Below are 17,637 nucleotides of genomic sequence, written 5' to 3' on the forward strand. Positions count from 1 at the left end.
GGAGCGTGCGCCAATGACAGGGTCCGGGCCATCTGGTCTCAGGCTACGCCTGTTATCAGGTGTGCGTGTCTGCATGCAGGAAACACGGAGGCTGTCTCCTCAACCCGCAGTCAGGCTAGGGAACCAAGTGCGCGAGCAGCTCGTCGACCTCCATCGAGCACACGCCGATGCGCGAGTCCCCGATGCCGATCGGGATCCAGATCACGTCGTCCACGATGAGCCCGCCGCACGAGTACACGACGTTCGGCACGTAACCGTCGCGGCGGTCGTCGACCGGCTGCAGGATCGGGGTCGCCGTTCGCCCGAGAACGATCGTCGGGTCGTCGAGGTCGAGGAGCAACGCTCCCAGAGAGTATCTGCGCATCGGGCCGACGCCGTGAACGAGCACGATCCAGCCGTGTGGCGTCTCGAGCGGCGGGCCGCAGTTGCCGGTCTGAACGATCTCCCAGGCCTCCGCCGGTGAGTGGACGATCCCGGCCTGGTTCCAGATCACGCCGTCGTGGGATTCCGCCAGCGAGATGTTCTCGCCTCCGGTGCGGCTCAGTGCGAGATACCTGCCGTTCACGGGCCGAGGGAACAGTGCCATCCCCTTGTCCTGAGCGGCATCGCCGGTCAGTCGATGGATGTCGAACTCGCGCAGATCCGACGTGATGATCAGACGTGGTGCGATGTTGCGACCGTCGTACGCCGTGTAGGTCCCGCGGTAGTGGGTGGTACCGGCGAGGTCGGTGAACCGTACGAATCGCGCGTCCTCCATTCCGTGGCGTTCCTCCGCCGCCACCGGGGTGAGCACACGCTGGCTGAGAGAGGTCTCGGGGGAGAACACGGCGCGGTAGACGGAGTTCGTCAGCTCGCGCAGCGCCTCGATGTGCCGAGCGCTGTCTGCGCGTCGCGACAGCGCACCCGGCAGCCCGGTCACCGACGCCTCGACGTCCGACGCGGTGAACCGGTCGGGAAGTCCCTGCAGCACGTTGTGCGAGATCTCATTGACGATCCCCTCCTCTTCGAGCGCTGCGCGGAAGTGGACGATGCTCCAGTCCCCTTCGTCGATCCGCGCCCGCCACAGCGGATGCGTGCGTTCCACGAAGGTCCACCGCCGGCCGGGACCGATGATGGCCTCGGCGAACTCGATGCAGGAGCGGTGACCTTCCCCGATGGAGCGGAGAGCGACAGCGACGCGATGCTGCCCGGGCGCCAATCCTGTCTGGTCAGGATGCTCGATCGCGCTGGGGTTGCACAGCGCTGCCCCTTCGACGGCGTACTCCGCCGTGAAACTCGCGCCGAGCACCAGACGACGCGCGACGCTGATGTCGACCGGATCGGCCAGACGAGAGCTCACCACGTCGGCGTTCTCCAGGAAGAGAGAGCGGACATCGGGATGCCGCGAGCCGAAGTCGCGGGTCAGCTCGGCCGCGAGCTCGTCGGCCCGATCGGCGGGGATCGCCATGACGCGCGCGATGATCTCGCCCGCGCGCGAATGCTCGGCGGACCATTCTTCGCCCGGCAGGAACAACTGGGCGATCACGCGGTCCGGCTGCGCGCTCAGTTCCGCCGTGTGGATGCGTGCCGTCATGTCGCGGTCAGCACACGGTGTCGGAGTGCTTGCTGGTACGTGCTCAGGGCGGCCAGGGTCGATTCGGCGCCACGGTTCTCGTTTCTGCCGTCGCGTTCGAGTCCGTCGAAGCCGGCGCCGGTCTGGTCGTCGAACATGACGGTCCCGCTGTCGTTGAGACCGGTGAACCACTGCCAGGCGAGCGAGATCGGGGGGAGCCACACCGGGTCGCCGGTGACGGCGTACGCCGTGGCGCACGCGTCCGCGAGTGCCGCGAGCTCCAGTGGCTGCTGGTCGAACGACGGCTCCTTCTCGCCAGGTCCGCGCCCTGCCGTCCCCGTCACGGAGAATCGCTCGTCCGATGTCTCCACGGAGAGGAGGAACTCGAGCATCCGCAGACCCTTTGCCGAGGCATCCGCATCCTCCACAGCATTCCCTGCGGCGATCAGCGCTTCTGCGATGGAGGCGTTCCCGTAGGAGAGGCGGCGCTCCGGCCACACCCAGGTCGGATCCGGCAGTGCGGGCATCGCCGCGATGTACTCCCGGAGCAGCGTCCGGGCGATGTGGTCGTCCGCACGCACGCGCACGATCTCAGCGGCGCCGAGCGCCGCAAAGGCCAGAGTCCGCAGACTCGTCGACCGCTCGCGCGCGGCGATGCGGAAGGTGCGCAGCGCGCGAGCGCGGGTCCACGGGTCGCCCCGCCGCGCGGCGATCGTGCCGAGTGCCCACAGAAGCCGGCCCCACCAGTCGCCCATCGCCGGGTCGTCGGACCATTCGCCGTCGGCGCTCATCCGATTGTGCGCGAGCCCGTCTGCGCGCACCGCCGACTCCAGGAAGCGCAGATAGATCGCGCCCAGCTTCCGGAGTTCGACGGTCTGCTGCCGCTCGCGCGCGACCACGATCAGCGCCCGCGCCACGTCGTCGACACAGTATCCGTGTTCGCGGCGCGGCGTGGCGAGCAGAGCGTGTTCGAAGATGCCGTTGTGATCCGTCAGCGCGCGCAGGTGTTCGTACGGCGGAGAGGGGTCCATCATGCCGCCCTGTCGGCGGCGAGCCTCGCCGTGACTGCGCGGTAGCGGTCGGCGACCGCGGACCACGTCGTCTCGTTCGCCTCGCGGAGCGCGGCTTCGCGCATGCGATCGGCGACGGACGTGCCGGTGATGATCTCGCGCAGCGCCTGCGCCGTGGCGTCCGGGTTCTGGTGCGGGACGACGATCCCGGCCCCGGTCGACAGCAGCTCCACCGCGTGGGGGAACGCCGTGGCGACGACGGGGACGCCGGCCGCCACCGCTTCGGCGAGGACGCCGGAGGTCGCCTGGTCGACGGAGTCGTACGGCAGGAGGACGACGTCCGCCGACGCGATGAGCGCGGCGAGCTGCGGCGGTTCGAGATAGCGTCCGTCCATGCGAACGGAGGACTCGATGCCGAGGTCGCCGGCGAGACCGGCGAGCATGGTGCGGTAGCTCTCCCCGGCATGCGCGAGCACCTTGGGGTGCGTCTGCCCGGCGACGATGTACTCGACGTTCGGAGTGAGGTCCGCGAGCTGCGCCATGGCGCGGATGCCCCATTCGATGCCCTTGCCGGGCGAGAGGAGGCCCCACGTGACGACGCGGCGGCCATTGTGCGGCTTCGTGTCGCGGAGAGCCACGTGCTGCACGCCGTGCGGCACGACGTGAACGCGAGCGAGATCGACTGCGTAGATCGCGGCGAGGTTGTCGCGGGCATGGGTCGTCATCACGACGACCACGGACGCGAGTCGACACACTTCGGTGAGGACCTCCCGCTGATGCGGAGTAGGCGCCACGAGAACGGTGTGGAGCACGACGATCGCGGGGATGCTCAGCGCGGCGAGCACGTCGAGAACCTGGTCTCCGTCGCGTCCGCCGTAGATCCCGTATTCGTGCTGCACGATCGCGACATCGCACGCATCGAGCGCCATGGTCGCGCGCAAGGTGCTGAGGCTGTCGCCGGCGATCAGATCGGTGCGCACGCGCGACCGCGCACGGGGATCGGGCCGACCGCGATCCTCGGGCTGATCGAGCGCGCGTACGACGGTGCCTTCGTCGTCGTGACCGACGAGAGCATCGGAGAGCGACTTGGTGAATGTGGCCAGCCCGCAGCGAGTCGGCGGAAAGGTGCTGAGGAATCCGTAGTGGGTCACGGTGACGCTCTCTGATGATGCCCGTGCGGATTCGCTCCGGACGATGGCGAGACGTCTGCCGGCGGCATCCCTCGTGGAACCGCGCCTTCATCGCCGTGGTCCGGTCCACGTCCGGGTACGAGCCGGACGCTGTGGTTGCACGCTACACGTCCGGCCTGGACGTCGTCACAGGATCAGCGAGCCAGCACGGTCTCGTAGACGCTCAGGTACTGGTCGACCATCCGCTCCACGCCGAATCGCGCGACGGCGCGATCGTGGACGCGACGCCGGTCCAGCGCCACGACGGCGGGGAGCGCCGCGACCGCCTCGTCGATCGAGGCCACGGTGCTGCCGGTCACACCCTCGTCGATCACCTCCGACATCGAGCCGCGGCGGAACGCGAGAGCCGGAGTGCCGCACATCATCGATTCGACCACCGAGAGCCCGAATGGCTCGTCGAAGTCGATCGGGTGCAGCAGCGCGACGGCGTGGGCGAGGACACGAGCGCGTTCCTCTGCGCCCACGGCGCCGAGGAAGACGACGCGTTCCCCGTCGATGTGGGGCTCCACTTGGTCGTGGAAGTAGTCGGCGTCCTGGACGAGGCCGCAGATGACCAGCCGGCGACCGGCGCGCCGCGCGATCTCGATCGCCGTCGCGGTGCCCTTGTCGGGGTGGATGCGTCCGAACGACACCAGGTAGTCGTCCGGCTCGGATACGTACGGGAGTTCCTCGGGATCGATCCCGTGGTAGATCGTGGCGAGGTACTCCAGGCCGGGGGAGCGATCTGCGTCGGAGATCGAGACGTACGTCGAAGCCGAGGCGAGGTAGGCGGGCAGGATCGCGGGACCGGAGAAGCCGTGGATCGTCGTGATCATCGGCGCGCCCCATTGGGCGGTGAAGGCGAGCGGCAGCCAGTCGAGCTGGTTGTGCACGAGATCGTATTCGCTCGACCGTTCCAGTGCGTGTGCGACGTGGAGCGCCTCCCACACCCGGCCGTCCATCGTCGGATCCTCCGCGTAGCCGTGCGGCGCGACGGCATCGAGGTCGCCGCCCGTGATCGAGTCGGCGGTCGCGAACAGGGTCACGTCCACCCCGCGGCGCACCAGCCCTTCGGTGAGCAGGCTCGTCACGCGCTCCCACGGTCCATAACTGATCGGCGGCGTCCGCCAGGCGATGGGACCGAGCATCGCGACCTTCACTCGAGCACTCGTCGGTTCGTCGCGGTCGCAGGCACGTCACTGCCGTTCGTCGGTGGCTGTGCGCTCATGGTCGGACGTTACGCCCCCATCCTGGACGGTTCACAGCGCGGGTCGGCTCGCGCGCTCACTGCCGGCTCCGCGAGTACTCCGGTCTGCTCGCGCCAGGGCCCCACTCGCGACCGCCGCGTGGGACGATGAGGCATGGAACAGTCATCACGCGCCCGATCGTGCGCCGTGGGAGATCTCGACGACTTCGACATCAACCACCGCGTTTCGTTCGCGCGTCCTCCGAACCACGGCAGTTCGCGACCTCGTGTGAGCGGTCGTCTCAAACGCATCCGCGGCGTGGACTATCTGATCGGCAACATGCGCCGCCCAGGCATCGAACTCGTGGTCGCCTTTCCGCGACAGCTCGGCGGCGAGGTCGCGGACGTGTTCGGTCCGCTGCCCCTGACATATCTGATCGAGGTAGGGCAGCCGATGCAGGACCTTCGGCAACCGTTCACACACTGAACGGCATGCCGAGATTGCTCGCACCGACGTCGCGATCCTGACGGCGAGCGCACACTGCCCCGGGAGGAGGTCCGGGATCCCCGCCAGGGTGGACGTGTCGAACGCGGCCGCGCTCACTCGCTGTGCTCCGCCCGCCTCGTGGGAGAATCGATCGGCGCGCACCGCATTCGTCCGGGGCCCGCGAAGTGAAGGGGGTCGTGATGTCGACGGTGTCTCCGGCACTCGGCCGGCGTGAGCGCAACAAGCAAGACAAGCTCGACCGCATCGTCCGCGCCGCGAGCACTCTGTTCGCGAGTCACGGCATCGACGAGGTCACGACGCAGCAGATCGCCGAGGCGGCCGACATCGGCGCCGGCACGCTGTTCTTGTACGCCAAGAGCAAGAGTGAGCTGCTGCTCATGGTGCAGAACGCCCACTACGCCACCGCGCTGGAGCGCGGACGCCAGGCCGCGGCATCCACCGATGGTGTCGTCGATGGCATCATCGCGCAGATGGAGCCGATCGTGGCCTGCAATCGGGTGCACGTCGACAATGGACGCATCTACCTGCGGGAGATCCTGTTCGGGGATGCCTCGGAGCCGCACCACGCCGAGGCGCTCGAGATCGTGGAGCAGAACGAGCAGGACATCGCCGGGATTCTGATCGCGCGTGCCGGCGCGACGCAGACCGACGCGCTCGTCCTCGCGCGGGTGATCTCTTCCGCGCTGCTGGTCACGATGGCCGCGGCGGATCGTGCGTGGTCGGTCGCCGAGGTCATGACCGCCGTGCGGACGCAAATCGCAGCAGTTATACGCTGACGGGGCACTCGAGCGTGAGCCCGGATGCCCCGTCGCGTTCGGAACGAGGTCAGGCGGCGGGCGCCGGCGTGAGCTCGGAGTACAGCGCCGCGAGCGGCTCGGACAGCTTCGCTCGCACGCCCCTGGTGAGGTCGTCGGCGAGCACTTCGTACTCGCCCGCTTCAAGACCGGCGAGCACTTGGGCGACGAGGTCCTCCGTGGTCAGCTTGGGGCCGGAGGCGTGCGCCGCCATCGCGGTGTCGACGTACCCCATGTGCACGCCCATGACATGGACGCCGCGCGGTGCGAGCTCGAGGCGGAACGAGTTGGTCGCGGACCACAGCGCAGCCTTGGCCGCCGAGTAGATCCCCCCGAACGCGTACCACGACGCGACCGAGTGCACGTCGATGAGCGCAGCGCCGGGCCGGCCTGCGATCACGGGGGCGAATGCTCGGGCGACGCGCACGGGCCCGAGGAAATTGACGTCGACGTTGGCCGTGAGGGCCGCGTCGTCGATATCGATGAGGCTCGCGGTGGGCGGATTCGCTCCGGCATTGTTGAACACGACGGTCGCGTCGGCGGCGGCGTCGACGGCCGCGGACACCGAGGCGGGATCGGTGACATCCAGCACCAGCGGCACCACCCGCGGGTCATCCCAGCGCTGCGGTACGCGGGCGCTCGCGTAGACCTTGGTCGCACCGCGCGCCAGCGTCTGCGAGACCAGCTCTCGGCCGATCCCGCCATTGGCTCCGGTGACGACAACGACGGCATCCTGCAATGAAGGCATGTGCTTCATCCTTTCGATCGGGTGAGGGGAGGTGGTGTGTGTCTGGCGCAGTCACGCGCCGACGATGACGGCCTTGCCGCGGATCCCACCGCGCTCGAGGCTCGCCAAGGCGGCGGCTGTCTGGTCGAAGGGGAAGGTGGCTCCGACGACCGGTCGCAGCACGCCCTCGTCGACCAGCGCGGCGATCTCGCGCAGCTGTGCGCCGTCGGATCTCATGAAGAGGAACTCGTAGGTCACGCCGAGGGACGCCGCCTGCGTGCGCACCTTGCGGCTGAGTGCCCCCATCACCAGTCTCAGCAGCGGGTTCAGTCCCAGTGTTTTCGCGAAAGCGGGAGTCGGTGGGCCCGCGATGCCGATTGCTTTGCCTCCTGGCCGCAGCACCCGCAACGACTTGGACAGGTTGTCGCCGCCCAGGCTGTCGAGCACGACGTCGTAGCCCGACAGCTCGTCTGCGAAGTCTTGGGTTCGGTAATCGATCACCACGTCGGCGCCGAGTTCGCGCACGAACTCGGCGTTCTTTCCCGACACCGTGGTCGCGACGTGCGCGCCCAGGTGCTTGGCGAGCTGGATGGCGATCGTGCCCACGCCGCCGGCGCCGGCGTGGATGAGCACCTTCTGGCCGGTCGAGACGCTGCCGAGTTCGACGAGCGCCTGCCACGCCGTCAATGCCACAAGAGGCAGGGAGGCCGCCTCGATCTCGGTGATGGTCCGCGGCGCACGTGCGACGTCGGTTTCATCGATCGCGACGCGCTCCGCGAACGTGCCGATCCTCCCGTCGCGTGCACGGGAGTACACAGCGTCGCCCGGCGCGAAGCGGGTGACCTTCTCGCCGACCTGCAGCACGACGCCGGCGACATCGTGACCGAGGACGAGGGGCATCTTGTAGGGCAGGAAGGCCTTGAACTCGCCGATCCGCACCTTCTCGTCCAGCTGGTTGAGTCCCGCCGCGGCGACACGGACGAGGACGTCCGTGTCGCCCACGACGGGTTCGGGCGCATCGACCTCTCGAAGCGGGTGTTTGTAGCGGTCGATGGCGAATGCGCGCATGTTGGTTCTCCTGTGAGCGGCGTGTCTCGGGGTTTCGCGGGCGGGCCATGCGGTCGCCGTCGCCGGGGAAGATCACCCCTGCACCCCGTCGCCGATCCCAAATCCGGGCGTCCACCCGTTCCGGAGTGCACTCAAGTATGAGTGAACTCAGTAAAGATGTCAATTCGTGCTACGTGCGGCCGGCGAGGCGAGTGCAGGGCGCGCGTATGCCTCGCGGTCGGCCGCGGCGCGATCGCGAAAGTCAAGCCGCTTTCTACGCCTTGCTCGAGCCCTTACCGTGAACCGGATGGCGCCCAAAGAACTGTGGCTCGTGCGGCATGGCGAGAGCGTGGCGAACATCGCGGCTACACGAGCGGAGGTCGAAGGCCTCGATGTGATTCCGATCGACACCCGCGACGCCGATGTTCCGCTGTCTCCGACGGGCGAGGAGCAGGCGCTGGCTCTACGGACATGGATGGACGGTCGCCGCGGATCCATCGACAGGTTCTATGCGTCGCCCTACCTGCGGGCCAGACAGACGCTCACCGTCGCATTGGACTCCGTGGAACAGGCGGCACCGCGAATCCTCATCGACGAGCGGCTACGCGATCGCGAGCTCGGCGTGCTGGATCTGCTCACGCGTGCGGGGGTGGCCCGGCTGCAGCCGGCGGAAGCACAGCGACGCCGTCATCTCGGCAAGTTCTATCACCGTCCTCCCGGGGGTGAGTCATGGGCAGACGTCGCCCTGCGGCTGCGGTCGTTCCTCCGCGACCTCGACGCGGATCCTCGTGCCGGGTCGGTCCTGATCGTCGCGCACGACGCCGTCGTCATGGTTCTGCTCTACCTGCTGCTGCCCCTGGACGAGGCTGGACTTCTCCAGTTCGCGGCATCCCGAACCGTACTCAACGCCTCGGTCACCCACCTGACTCGTTCGGGGGACTCATGGCAGCTCGACGCGTTCGCTGATGTGACTCATCTGCACATCGATGGTGCGCCGGTCACCGTGCACCCGGGGAGCCCGGATGTCCAGCCCACGTAGCGATGTCACGGTCGAGCTCCTCCGCGAGTGGGGGCTGCCCGACCCGGGCGATTCGAAGAAGACCCGGGGGCAGGTCGTTGTCGTCGGCGGTTCGATGCGCACGCCGGGTGCGGTCGCCCTGGCAGGCGAGGCGTCGCTGCGCGTCGGCGCCGGCCGACTCGCCCTCATCGTTCCCGAACCAGTGCAGAGCGCCCTCGGCGTCGCTGTGCCTGAGGCAGCTGTGCTGGCGCTGCCGCCCTCCTCCCGAGCTGGCCTTCCCGACGGGCTGCGCGAGCCTCTGGAGACAGCTGATGCCGTGCTGTTCGGTCCCGGATTCGACGATCCCGAGCAGGCACGTGACACGCTCCGAGCTGTCGCAGCATGCCGCATCCGGTGCCTCGTGCTCGATGCCTTCGCCCTCGGCGTGCTCAACCAGGTGCCACGCGAAGAACTGCCCAAGAATCTCGTGCTGACGCCGAACACGGAGGAGGCAGCCATCCTGCTCGGCCGTGATCTCGGCGACGAGCCCATTGCCGGCCTGCTCGAGATCAGCCGACGCTACGACGCAGCCGTGAGCTGCTACGGCGACATCGCCACACCTACCGGGGAATTCTGGAGGATGACGGCAGGAGGGTCGGGCCTGGGCACGTCCGGCAGCGGCGACGTGCTCGCGGGCGCCATCGCCGGCATCGCGGCCCGCGGCGTCCAACCGGCGCGAGCCGCCGTGTGGGGGAGTTGGGCGCATGCACGTGCGGGTGACCGGCTCACCGAGCGGGTCGGGCTCGGATTCCTGGCCCGTGATATCGGAACGGAACTCACCGCAGCGATCAGGGAAGTGGTCGGCTCACGAGCGGTCTGAACGTCAGCCACAGCGGACTTCAAGGCCGGCGCCGCGCCCGGGGTGTGCACCCACCACCCTCCGGTTGAGTTCAGGATGGGCGCGTCTCATAGCGTGGTGTCACTTCCCACGGGGTCCTCGACGTCGTTGACGTAGGAGGGCCATCGTGGGAGACCAGAAGCGCGCATGAGCCCGACACCACCAGCGCCTGGCCCCAGCTGCTGGGATCAAATTCGGAGCTTCCAGAACAGGATGCGCGGGTAATGGGTGGACAGAGCCGCTGGATAGAGATCACATAGGGCGCGCATACAGGTGTGTTAGACTCCCCACAGACTTCATGGACTGCGATAGTCGGGCTGATTGAGTTGCCGTCCGATCGCCTGAACGGGGAGAGTGGTGGCTGGAGCGGACGCGCTTCCTGTGGGTGTGGTGCGCACCGATGAGCGTGGACTGATCGCGCACGCGAACACGTGGTTCATCGAGTGGGTGGGGCAGGCGCTCGACGCGATTGTGGGTCGGCCGATAGCCGACCTCCTCTTGCCAGCCTCGCAAGATCTCATGCCCTCCGCGGTCGGAGCGGGCCCCTGGGTGATGCTGCAGGCAGGCGCCCCAGATCGGGCGGCGATGGTGAGTCGACATCGCGATGGCCGCGGCGAACTGCTGGTGATCTCAGAGGCCTCGGAGCGCTACCGTGCGTTGGCAGATCTGCGTCGCCGCTACGCGCTCGCTGATCGCACCCGAGTGCGGCTCGAGCTGCTGATGGATTCATCGGTAGCTTTCGCGACGGCGGTGAGCGAGATCCGCCTTGCTGAGGTGCTCTCCGACGCATCCGCGCGTGCCTACGGTGCCGCCCAGTCAACCGTGCTGCTCGCCAGGCCCGACGGTGGCAGCGTGGTGGCAGCCGGGCAGTATCCGCTCGCGGGTCGCGTGGCCCCCGAATCGCTGGTACAGCTGGTGACCGCACCACGGCGAGTCGTCAAGGCGGTCGGTGTGGAGCAGGCCGACCAGGAGATGGCTGGGTTGGGTGCCGCCATGCAGGGCGCTGGTGTTCGTGGGTTCATTGCCGCGCCCCTTCATCACGAGGAGATGGACTTCGGTGCCTTCGTGGACTGGTTTCACCACGAGCGCTCGTTCGACGACGAAGCCGCTCCGTTGGCAGAAGCGCTCGCGGGACAAGCCGCCCAGGCGCTCGCCACGCTGCGCCTGCAGCAGCGACTTGCCCATGCGGCCATGCACGACGATGTGACCCGCTTGCCGAACCGGCGATTGCTGGAAGCCGAGGCCTCCAGGCTCGTGGAATCGTCGCGTTGCGCGGCGCTGTTCATCGACCTTGATCGCTTCAAGGAGGTGAACGATCAGCTCGGGCATCAGGCCGGGGACCGCATGCTTCGAGACGCGGCGAACCGGCTGATCGCCGGCGCTCGCGTGGACGACCTGGTCGCCCGCTACGGGGGCGACGAGTTCGTGATCATCTGTCCGGTCACCGGGCCACGAGATGCCGAGGACATCGCCGAACGAGTTCTGCGCGCTCTCAGCGACGACATCGACTGGCCGCCCGCCCTGCCGCCACTCCGAGCCAGCATCGGAGTCGCGATCGCGCCGGCCAGAGGCACCGTCTCCGCCGACCAGCTCATGCGCGACGCCGATCTGGCCATGTACCGAGCCAAGAGCGCGGGTGGAAACCGAGTCGAGCTCACCACGTCGACTCCGCACGGCGACCGCGACTGCTCCACGTAGCAACGTCCCTGGACATCACAACTGGCGAGTCATGGAGGAAAGACCCGCCCGCCTCCGGGGCCCGTCGCCTGACTCGAGATGCACTCACTAGACCAAGGACGGGCTACCTGTGACCGACCATCGGCCGGGCCAGCCCGATCGAATTCGGAACCTTGCCCGTTGAGGAGTCGCTTGCGTGCCTCGTCAGTTTCACAACTGGTCCGTCGCCCCGGCGGCAAGGTCGGAGGCCTGGCGTCGCAAGAACCCCGCGTAGCCCCCGGCGGTGCGTCCGATGAGGCGGCCTGACGTGATGACCTCGGCGTCGTCGCTGGCGGCGACGACAGCGCCGTTGCTCCGGCATCGTGCGATCAGGTCGACGTCCTCGTGTTCGCCGATGGGCGCAAATCCGCCTGCGGCAAGGTACGTGGTGGCTCTCACACCGAGGTTGGCGCCGTGGATGTTGCCGTTCGGTCGGCCGCGGATATGCGTGCGCAGCCAGAGCGACCGCTGAGCGATCGACAAGTCATCGAAGTCCGGCCGCACCGTACCGGCACACACGTCCGCGATGCGGGAGATTGCGCGGAAGTTGGTGAGCCATCCCGGAGGGACGCGGGAGTCGGCGTCGGTGTTCGCGATCCAGAGGCGCCCGACGGGTACCTCTGCGAGTGCGTCGATGGCGTGGGAGACGCCCACCGCACGCGCCGCTCCGACACGCCCCGCGGTCGAGGTGAGACTCGTGAAGCCGAACCGGGATGCGACCTCAGCGGACGCATCCGTGCACGCGTCGAGCACGATGCGCACCTCGGAGCGGATGCCCGCACGCGACGCCGTCTCGACGGCCGCCCTCAACGCGGACAACGACGCGTGGAGTAGCAGTTCTTCGTCGCGGACGGGAACGACGACGACCATGACGTCCGTCTGCTCGCGTCTCATGCGAGCCCTTCCCTTTCGGCGACGGATCTCGCGGGGCGACGCGCGAACACCTCGAGCAAGAAGTCCTTCTCGACGTGCAGACTGACGGTCTCCCACCCTGGGACGGATCGGAGAGCCTCATGCACCTGATCGCCGGTCTGCGGGTACTCCGCGACGGAGTGACGCCAATGGCAGGCAACGACGTGGCCGTCGTCTCCGAGCGAGGCTTCGATCCGGAGAAGCGTGTGCTGCAGGTCGGTCGGTGAGAGGTAGTAGCCGATTTCGGAGAAGATGATGGTGTCGAATCGGCCGGTCGGCCAGTCTTCGGGGACGCGGCCCTGCCGGACCGATACCCGAGCCTCGGGGGCGAGGCGGGCCCGGGCTGTTTCGACAGCGGCGGTCGCGGCATCCATCGCGATCACTTCGCGCGCGCGGGGGGCCAGCTGGGCGGTGAGCAGTCCCGTCGCGCAGCCGATCTCGAACACGTCGCCGAGCTCGCGTGCGGGCAGCGTCGCGAGCAGGAGTGCGCGTTTGCGCTGCTCGTACCACCGCGACTCGAATCCCCACGGGTCGTCGCTGTTGCGACGGTAGAACTCATCGAACCAGTCGGCTTCCATGCTCTGTGCCTGCGCGTCGTCCGGTTCTGCGGTGAGGAAGACCTCGATGTCGCGGTGGAAGTGGTCTTGCATGCCGAGGTGCAGCAGCGCTTCGTCTCCCGGCTGATCCGACAGCGGCGAGATCTGGCTGACGTGGCGGGCGAGGGCGTCCCGTTTCGCGTGCAGTTCGTCGTCTGTGAGAGGGAGGGCGACGACGCGGTCCCAGGGAAGGTCGTCAGGGGTTCCCCAGTGCCAGGCCCACACCGGGTACTCGAGGAAGATGAATCGCCGGTGGCGTGCGATGGTGTTCGTGACTTCCGCGATGATGCGGTGGTCGCGGTGCCGGTCCTGGGACCACGGTGCGGCGACGAGCACACGTCTCGGGTTGGCGGTGCGGTGGACGTCGAAGATCGCGCAGAGTCGCTCCCGCAGGTGGCCCTTGCGTTCGGCGAGGAGTCCGTCGGGAAGACCGAGGAAGTGCACCTCGGCGTCCGGTGCGAGGATCGCGATGGCCCGGGCGACTTCGTTGCGGCGCAGCCGGGCGAGCGTCTCCCGGTCGTGCGTCGGAGAGGCAGGGTGGGAGGCTTCACCGTCGGTGGCGATCACGACCACCACACGCGCCCCGATGCGAGCAGCCCGGTGAAGCAGCCCGCCGGCGCCGAGGGTCTCATCGTCAGGGTGCGCCGCGACGACGACGAGCACCTCGAACTGGGCGTCCAGCGGCCGAAGCGAACGCCCGGCGAACTCGTCGCGCCACGCCGATTCCGGCGTGCCCGCATCGAGGTGACTGAATGCGGCACTCATCTCGATGTCTCGCTTTCGACCGCAAGCCGGCCGAGCCGGGCAGCGTCGCGGAGACCGTGGTGCTGTCGCAGATAGAGGTGAAGATCGGCGACTCGGCGTGCGTACGACAAGTCCGTGGCCAGCTGCGCGGGACCGAGGGCGGCGTCCGCTTCGGCCAGAGTCGTGGTCGCGGCGCCGACCGTGACGGCACGCACACGTTCGGCGAGCAGCCTCGAGTCGACTTTCGCCTGCGTGTCCACGAGCTGCGCGGCCTCGCGCAACGCTGCGCGCGCCGCCCAGAGCGCAGCATCCGCCCGACCGAAGTGCACGAACGCGAGCTGATCGGCGCGCTCCGAAGATGCCGAGGCGAGGAGCGCGTCTCGAACCCCGAGCGCGCCACCCCACCAGCAGGCAGCGACCGACATGGCGCCCCAGGCGAACCCCGGACGTGAGAGATACCACCCGACCTCACCGACCGGGACAGCCGGCGCGCTGTCGAAATCGACGGGGGCACTGACGATATCGGCGAGGCCCCGCGCCACCCACGGTCCGTCATGCGGGCGCACCCCTGGTTCATCCAAAGCGACCGCGAAGAGCCGGCGCTGGTCGCCGACGAAGGCCGTCACCAGGGCGTGGGAAAGATGGGCAGCGAGAGAGCACCACGGTTTCCTGCCGGAGAGGGTCCAGCCTGAAGCGCTCTGGTGCGCGTCCACCCGCAGACCCGGCCCTTCCGCCGCGAAGACGCCCCACGACGAGTCCTCGTCGACCCCGATCGCTGACAGATTCCACGGATCGGCGCCGGATGCGAGGTTCGTGCCCGCCTGCTCGAGGATGCCGAGTGCATCCAGATGCGGCTCGAGCACACGCGCAGCGGCGACATCGCGGAACGCGGTCGCGGCGAGACTATCCCACAGCTCCACCGTGTCGCCGGTGCCGACGGTGGGGAGCGAGTTCCCAATGGCGACGGACCATCCGATGGTGGCGGGAATGTCGTGGCCGAGCGACACCCCCGACTCGGCATCGGCCATAGCGCCAGTGGAGGCAGGCTCGCCCGGGATTCCAGGAGAAAGCAGTGAAGGCTGCTGCGTCCGTCGGGCACTCGTGATCATGATCCGACCTCCAGCGGGCGAGGGGCTGAGGCCCGTCTTGTCACTCGTGCCACGCGGGTTCCTCCTGATCATCGATGACGCTCTGCTCTCGGGCGAGCGTAGGTGGCCATCACGGCGGCGTCGCCGGCCTTGACACCGAGGGGCGCTGCATGCCAGGTTCATCGACCGCGGGGGACCGGGGAACCGCCCTGCCTCACCTGCGGATCGGCCGGGAAAGGGGGCCTAAGCCCCCGACGAGCCGGGGGAGGGGTCGTTGCGCAGCTGCTTGCGGAGGAAGATCTGAGCCGTACCGTCGCCCTGGTCGACCCGCTCCGTTTCGCGATACCCCCGCCTGGTGTAGAGCCGCACGTTGGCGTCGCTGTGCGAACCGGTGAAGAGCTCTGCCTCGCGGCATCCGACCGACCAGCCGCGCTCTTCGACCGCGTCGAGCAGCATCCCGCCGATTCCTTCGCCCTGCTGGTCGGGAGCGATCGCAATCCGCCCGATCAGCAGGAGGTCGCCGTCCGCGACAGCCCGAATGGCGCCGACGATCCGCTGTCGCCTTCCCGCCACGAATCCGAGGTTGTCAGCGAGCTCCGCTTCGAGTTCCTCGAGTGTCTGGGTGAGTGCGGGCATGTCAGGGTCGCGGTAGATCAGCGCCTCCTGGACGAACGCTGCTCGCTGCACGGTGAGCACTTCGCCCGCGTCGTCGGGGTGAATGGGACGGACCATCACCTCGTCCACGTCTCGGACCGGTTTCCCGGATCCCGCATTGCTCCGCAACGCGTCAGGAGCGTCAGTCATGATGACCGCCTTCCATACTCCGGCCACGGGCTGCACGGCATCTCCGACGGCCCGACGCGGAAGCATCATCGAAGCACGCTGGGGAAGGTTGTGGGCGGTGCTTGACAAACGGGCTCGACCCCATGCGCCGGTTGTCACCGGACATCTGGAGGACGGCGACGAGTGCGCCGGGCGCGAGGAAGATGGAGCAACTCCTCGTGGCTCACCTTCAGGACGTCGAACACGCCAGAGCCCGGAACGGATGCCGCCTACCTCGCGGACGGGTGGGTCGCTGTCATCGGCCTCGATCCGGTCTCCTCCGTGAAACTGGACTTCCTCGGCACCCGCGCCGCACTCCACCCGCGGTGAGCGCTGACACCCGACGAGGCGGGCGACGCCGGCGGCATGACGTTCCAGGCTAGTGAAAGGGACACCGCGACGCTGACGGCGCTGCACGGACGAGCCCTCCGGACCGCGGCTTGGTGGGCAGGCGTCGACGGTTCACACCCAGTCCGACTCCCGAGATCGAGATACGAGGGTCGCTGAGCGTTGCGATGGCGGTGGAGAGTCCGACGATCGCGAGCTTCTCGCCTGGGCACCGATGGCCGGTGCGGACCTCGGCTCCGCCGTGCGGAATGAACGCGGTGAGCGCTTCGTAATCGTCGACGCCGCGGAATCGCTCCGGATCGAACCGCTCCGCGCTCTCCCAAGACCGGTCATCCAGGTTCGTGCCGAGGATGTCCAGGACCACTCGGTCGCCCTTGGACAGCGTGACACCGTCCAGCTCGACGTCCTTCAGAGTCCAGCCGGGCAGCATCGGCACGAACGGTGCGGTGCGGCGCACTTCTTGCGCGAACATCGTGGCGGCCGGTCCCCCTTGCAATCGAGTTCGCTCGGACACCTCGGCCGCGATGCGCTCTCTCCACGCAGGGCGATCGTGCAGCTCCTTCGCCGCGAACGCCACGAACCTCGCAACGGCGATCATCGGTCGCATGGTGTTCTGCAGTTCCACCCCCGCGACGCGCGGCGGCAAGAGGTCGCCGTTCTCGTCGCGATGCCAAGCCCACAGGAACAGAGCCGTCTCTGCCCCAGGCGTAAGATCCCCCGCTCGCGTGGCCTCGACCAACTGCTGAGCGTGTCGATCCGACCACCAGCGGTTCACCATCGCCCTCGGAAACGCCGGCGAGTACGGCGCTCCGAATCCGTCGACGATCTGGGCGAGCCGTCGCGCCCACCGGGTCTGCGCATCCCGCGTTCCCGGCAGTGCCGCCCACCGCATGATGGCTCGTCCGAAGGCACCCACCGCAGCGTCGTATGCGCTGCGTCGTCCCCCTTCGAGCCAGTCGCCGAGCTCGCCCTCCCACTCGTGCTCGAGCAACGGCACGAGGCGTTCCACTTGCTCGTCCTCGTATGCGGCCTCGACGAACGTGCTCTTGCGGTGGAAGTGCGCCTCGCCATCGAGACTGTGCACGGAACCGTTGCCGAACAGCGTCTCCTGCACGATGGCCGGCATGGCGCCGTGGCGTGCGATCCGGTCCTGGTCGTAGAAAAGGTTCACCCCCTCCACCCCACGGACGAGCATCGCGTCCCCACCCAGCAGTCGCATGGGTGCGGCGCGCGCTCCACGCGCGACGCGACGCCAGACGTGAGCGCCAAAGCCGTAGCCGCGAAGAAGGACACCGGCCGCGTCATCCACCAGCCTCCCTTGCGTTTCGGCACGTGGCCGGCCTTCGGTGCGCGGGCTGTCGGACTGCGGTTCGGGCTCGGAGATCGCCATGCTTCACCCTCGCAACCGCCACCCAAAATGTGCAGGGGGAAGCGGTAGAGACGCGAGTGTGATAGCTGTCGCTCCACGACGTCCTTGTCAACCCCTGAGCACGGCCGAGCACGGTCCTGCCTAATAGGAGAAC

General features: G+C 68.3%; 16 protein-coding genes. 5 read left to right on the forward strand and 11 right to left on the reverse strand.

The features are described 5' to 3' along the window. Positions 1-115: 115 nt before the first annotated feature. From Q9R33_RS05535 to Q9R33_RS05550, 4 genes are all read right to left on the reverse strand, one after another. Positions 116-1,573 carry a glycosylase gene (locus tag Q9R33_RS05535; protein ID WP_311293095.1) on the reverse strand — a complete coding sequence of 486 codons (1,458 nt, stop codon included), beginning with the start codon at positions 1,571-1,573 and terminating at the stop codon, positions 116-118. Then, a complete protein-coding gene (locus Q9R33_RS05540; RefSeq protein ID WP_311293096.1) occupies positions 1,570-2,583 on the reverse strand; it encodes a glycosyltransferase in 1,014 nt (337 codons plus the stop codon). Before Q9R33_RS05540 ends, Q9R33_RS05535 begins: the two co-directional genes overlap by 4 nt. After that, positions 2,583-3,713: a glycosyltransferase gene (locus tag Q9R33_RS05545; RefSeq protein WP_311293097.1), complete on the reverse strand. Its 1,131-nt coding sequence runs from the start codon at positions 3,711-3,713 to the stop codon at positions 2,583-2,585. The genes Q9R33_RS05540 and Q9R33_RS05545 overlap by 1 nt, the downstream gene beginning before the upstream one ends. A gap of 173 nt (positions 3,714-3,886) precedes the next feature. After that, entirely contained in the window at positions 3,887-4,879 is a 993-nt protein-coding gene (locus Q9R33_RS05550) for a glycosyltransferase family 4 protein (RefSeq protein ID WP_311293098.1), read from the reverse strand. Between the two features lie 246 nt (positions 4,880-5,125). Between Q9R33_RS05550 and Q9R33_RS05555 the strand changes: the two genes are divergently transcribed. Together Q9R33_RS05555 and Q9R33_RS05560 are read left to right on the forward strand one after the other, a co-directional pair. Then, entirely contained in the window at positions 5,126-5,404 is a 279-nt protein-coding gene (locus Q9R33_RS05555; protein WP_310245619.1) for a hypothetical protein, read from the forward strand. A gap of 200 nt (positions 5,405-5,604) precedes the next feature. After that, positions 5,605-6,201 (forward strand): TetR/AcrR family transcriptional regulator, encoded by a 597-nt coding sequence (locus tag Q9R33_RS05560; protein ID WP_310245622.1) that lies wholly within the window; start codon positions 5,605-5,607, stop codon positions 6,199-6,201. Between the two features lie 49 nt (positions 6,202-6,250). Here the strand turns inward: Q9R33_RS05560 and Q9R33_RS05565 are convergent, their stop codons facing one another. Then, positions 6,251-6,967, reverse strand: a complete 717-nt coding sequence (locus Q9R33_RS05565) for an SDR family oxidoreductase (protein WP_310245624.1) — start codon at positions 6,965-6,967, stop codon at positions 6,251-6,253. A 51-nt stretch (positions 6,968-7,018) separates the two neighbouring features. Beyond that, positions 7,019-8,014, reverse strand: a complete 996-nt coding sequence (locus Q9R33_RS05570; protein WP_310245627.1) for an NADP-dependent oxidoreductase — start codon at positions 8,012-8,014, stop codon at positions 7,019-7,021. Between the two features lie 166 nt (positions 8,015-8,180). On the opposite strand from Q9R33_RS05570, the gene Q9R33_RS05575 reads away from it, so the two are divergent. From Q9R33_RS05575 to Q9R33_RS05585, 3 genes are all read left to right on the forward strand, one after another. Beyond that, complete coding sequence (locus Q9R33_RS05575; RefSeq protein ID WP_310245629.1) at positions 8,181-9,032, forward strand: histidine phosphatase family protein; 852 nt, start codon at positions 8,181-8,183, stop codon at positions 9,030-9,032. Beyond that, positions 9,016-9,870: an NAD(P)H-hydrate dehydratase gene (locus Q9R33_RS05580; RefSeq protein WP_310245631.1), complete on the forward strand. Its 855-nt coding sequence runs from the start codon at positions 9,016-9,018 to the stop codon at positions 9,868-9,870. The genes Q9R33_RS05575 and Q9R33_RS05580 overlap by 17 nt, the downstream gene beginning before the upstream one ends. 405 nt (positions 9,871-10,275) lie before the next feature. Continuing rightward, positions 10,276-11,586, forward strand: a complete 1,311-nt coding sequence (locus tag Q9R33_RS05585) for a GGDEF domain-containing protein (protein WP_310245634.1) — start codon at positions 10,276-10,278, stop codon at positions 11,584-11,586. A gap of 189 nt (positions 11,587-11,775) precedes the next feature. Here Q9R33_RS05585 and Q9R33_RS05590 read toward each other — a convergent pair whose 3' ends face one another. The 5 genes from Q9R33_RS05590 to Q9R33_RS05610 form a co-directional block, all read right to left on the reverse strand. Beyond that, positions 11,776-12,498 (reverse strand): glycosyltransferase, encoded by a 723-nt coding sequence (locus Q9R33_RS05590; protein ID WP_235560229.1) that lies wholly within the window; start codon positions 12,496-12,498, stop codon positions 11,776-11,778. Then, entirely contained in the window at positions 12,495-13,877 is a 1,383-nt protein-coding gene (locus Q9R33_RS05595) for a bifunctional PIG-L family deacetylase/class I SAM-dependent methyltransferase (protein ID WP_056369623.1), read from the reverse strand. Before Q9R33_RS05595 ends, Q9R33_RS05590 begins: the two co-directional genes overlap by 4 nt. Next, entirely contained in the window at positions 13,874-14,884 is a 1,011-nt protein-coding gene (locus Q9R33_RS05600) for an acyl-CoA dehydrogenase (RefSeq protein ID WP_311293100.1), read from the reverse strand. Before Q9R33_RS05600 ends, Q9R33_RS05595 begins: the two co-directional genes overlap by 4 nt. Before the next feature lie 303 nt (positions 14,885-15,187). Beyond that, positions 15,188-15,676 (reverse strand): GNAT family N-acetyltransferase, encoded by a 489-nt coding sequence (locus Q9R33_RS05605; protein WP_045298365.1) that lies wholly within the window; start codon positions 15,674-15,676, stop codon positions 15,188-15,190. 469 nt (positions 15,677-16,145) lie between these two features. Further along, positions 16,146-17,504, reverse strand: a complete 1,359-nt coding sequence (locus tag Q9R33_RS05610) for a cytochrome P450 (RefSeq protein WP_311293101.1) — start codon at positions 17,502-17,504, stop codon at positions 16,146-16,148. Positions 17,505-17,637: the final 133 nt, after the last annotated feature.

This window comes from Microbacterium sp. PRC9 (genome assembly GCF_031844125.1).
Taxonomy (GTDB): Bacteria; Actinomycetota; Actinomycetes; order Actinomycetales; family Microbacteriaceae; genus Microbacterium.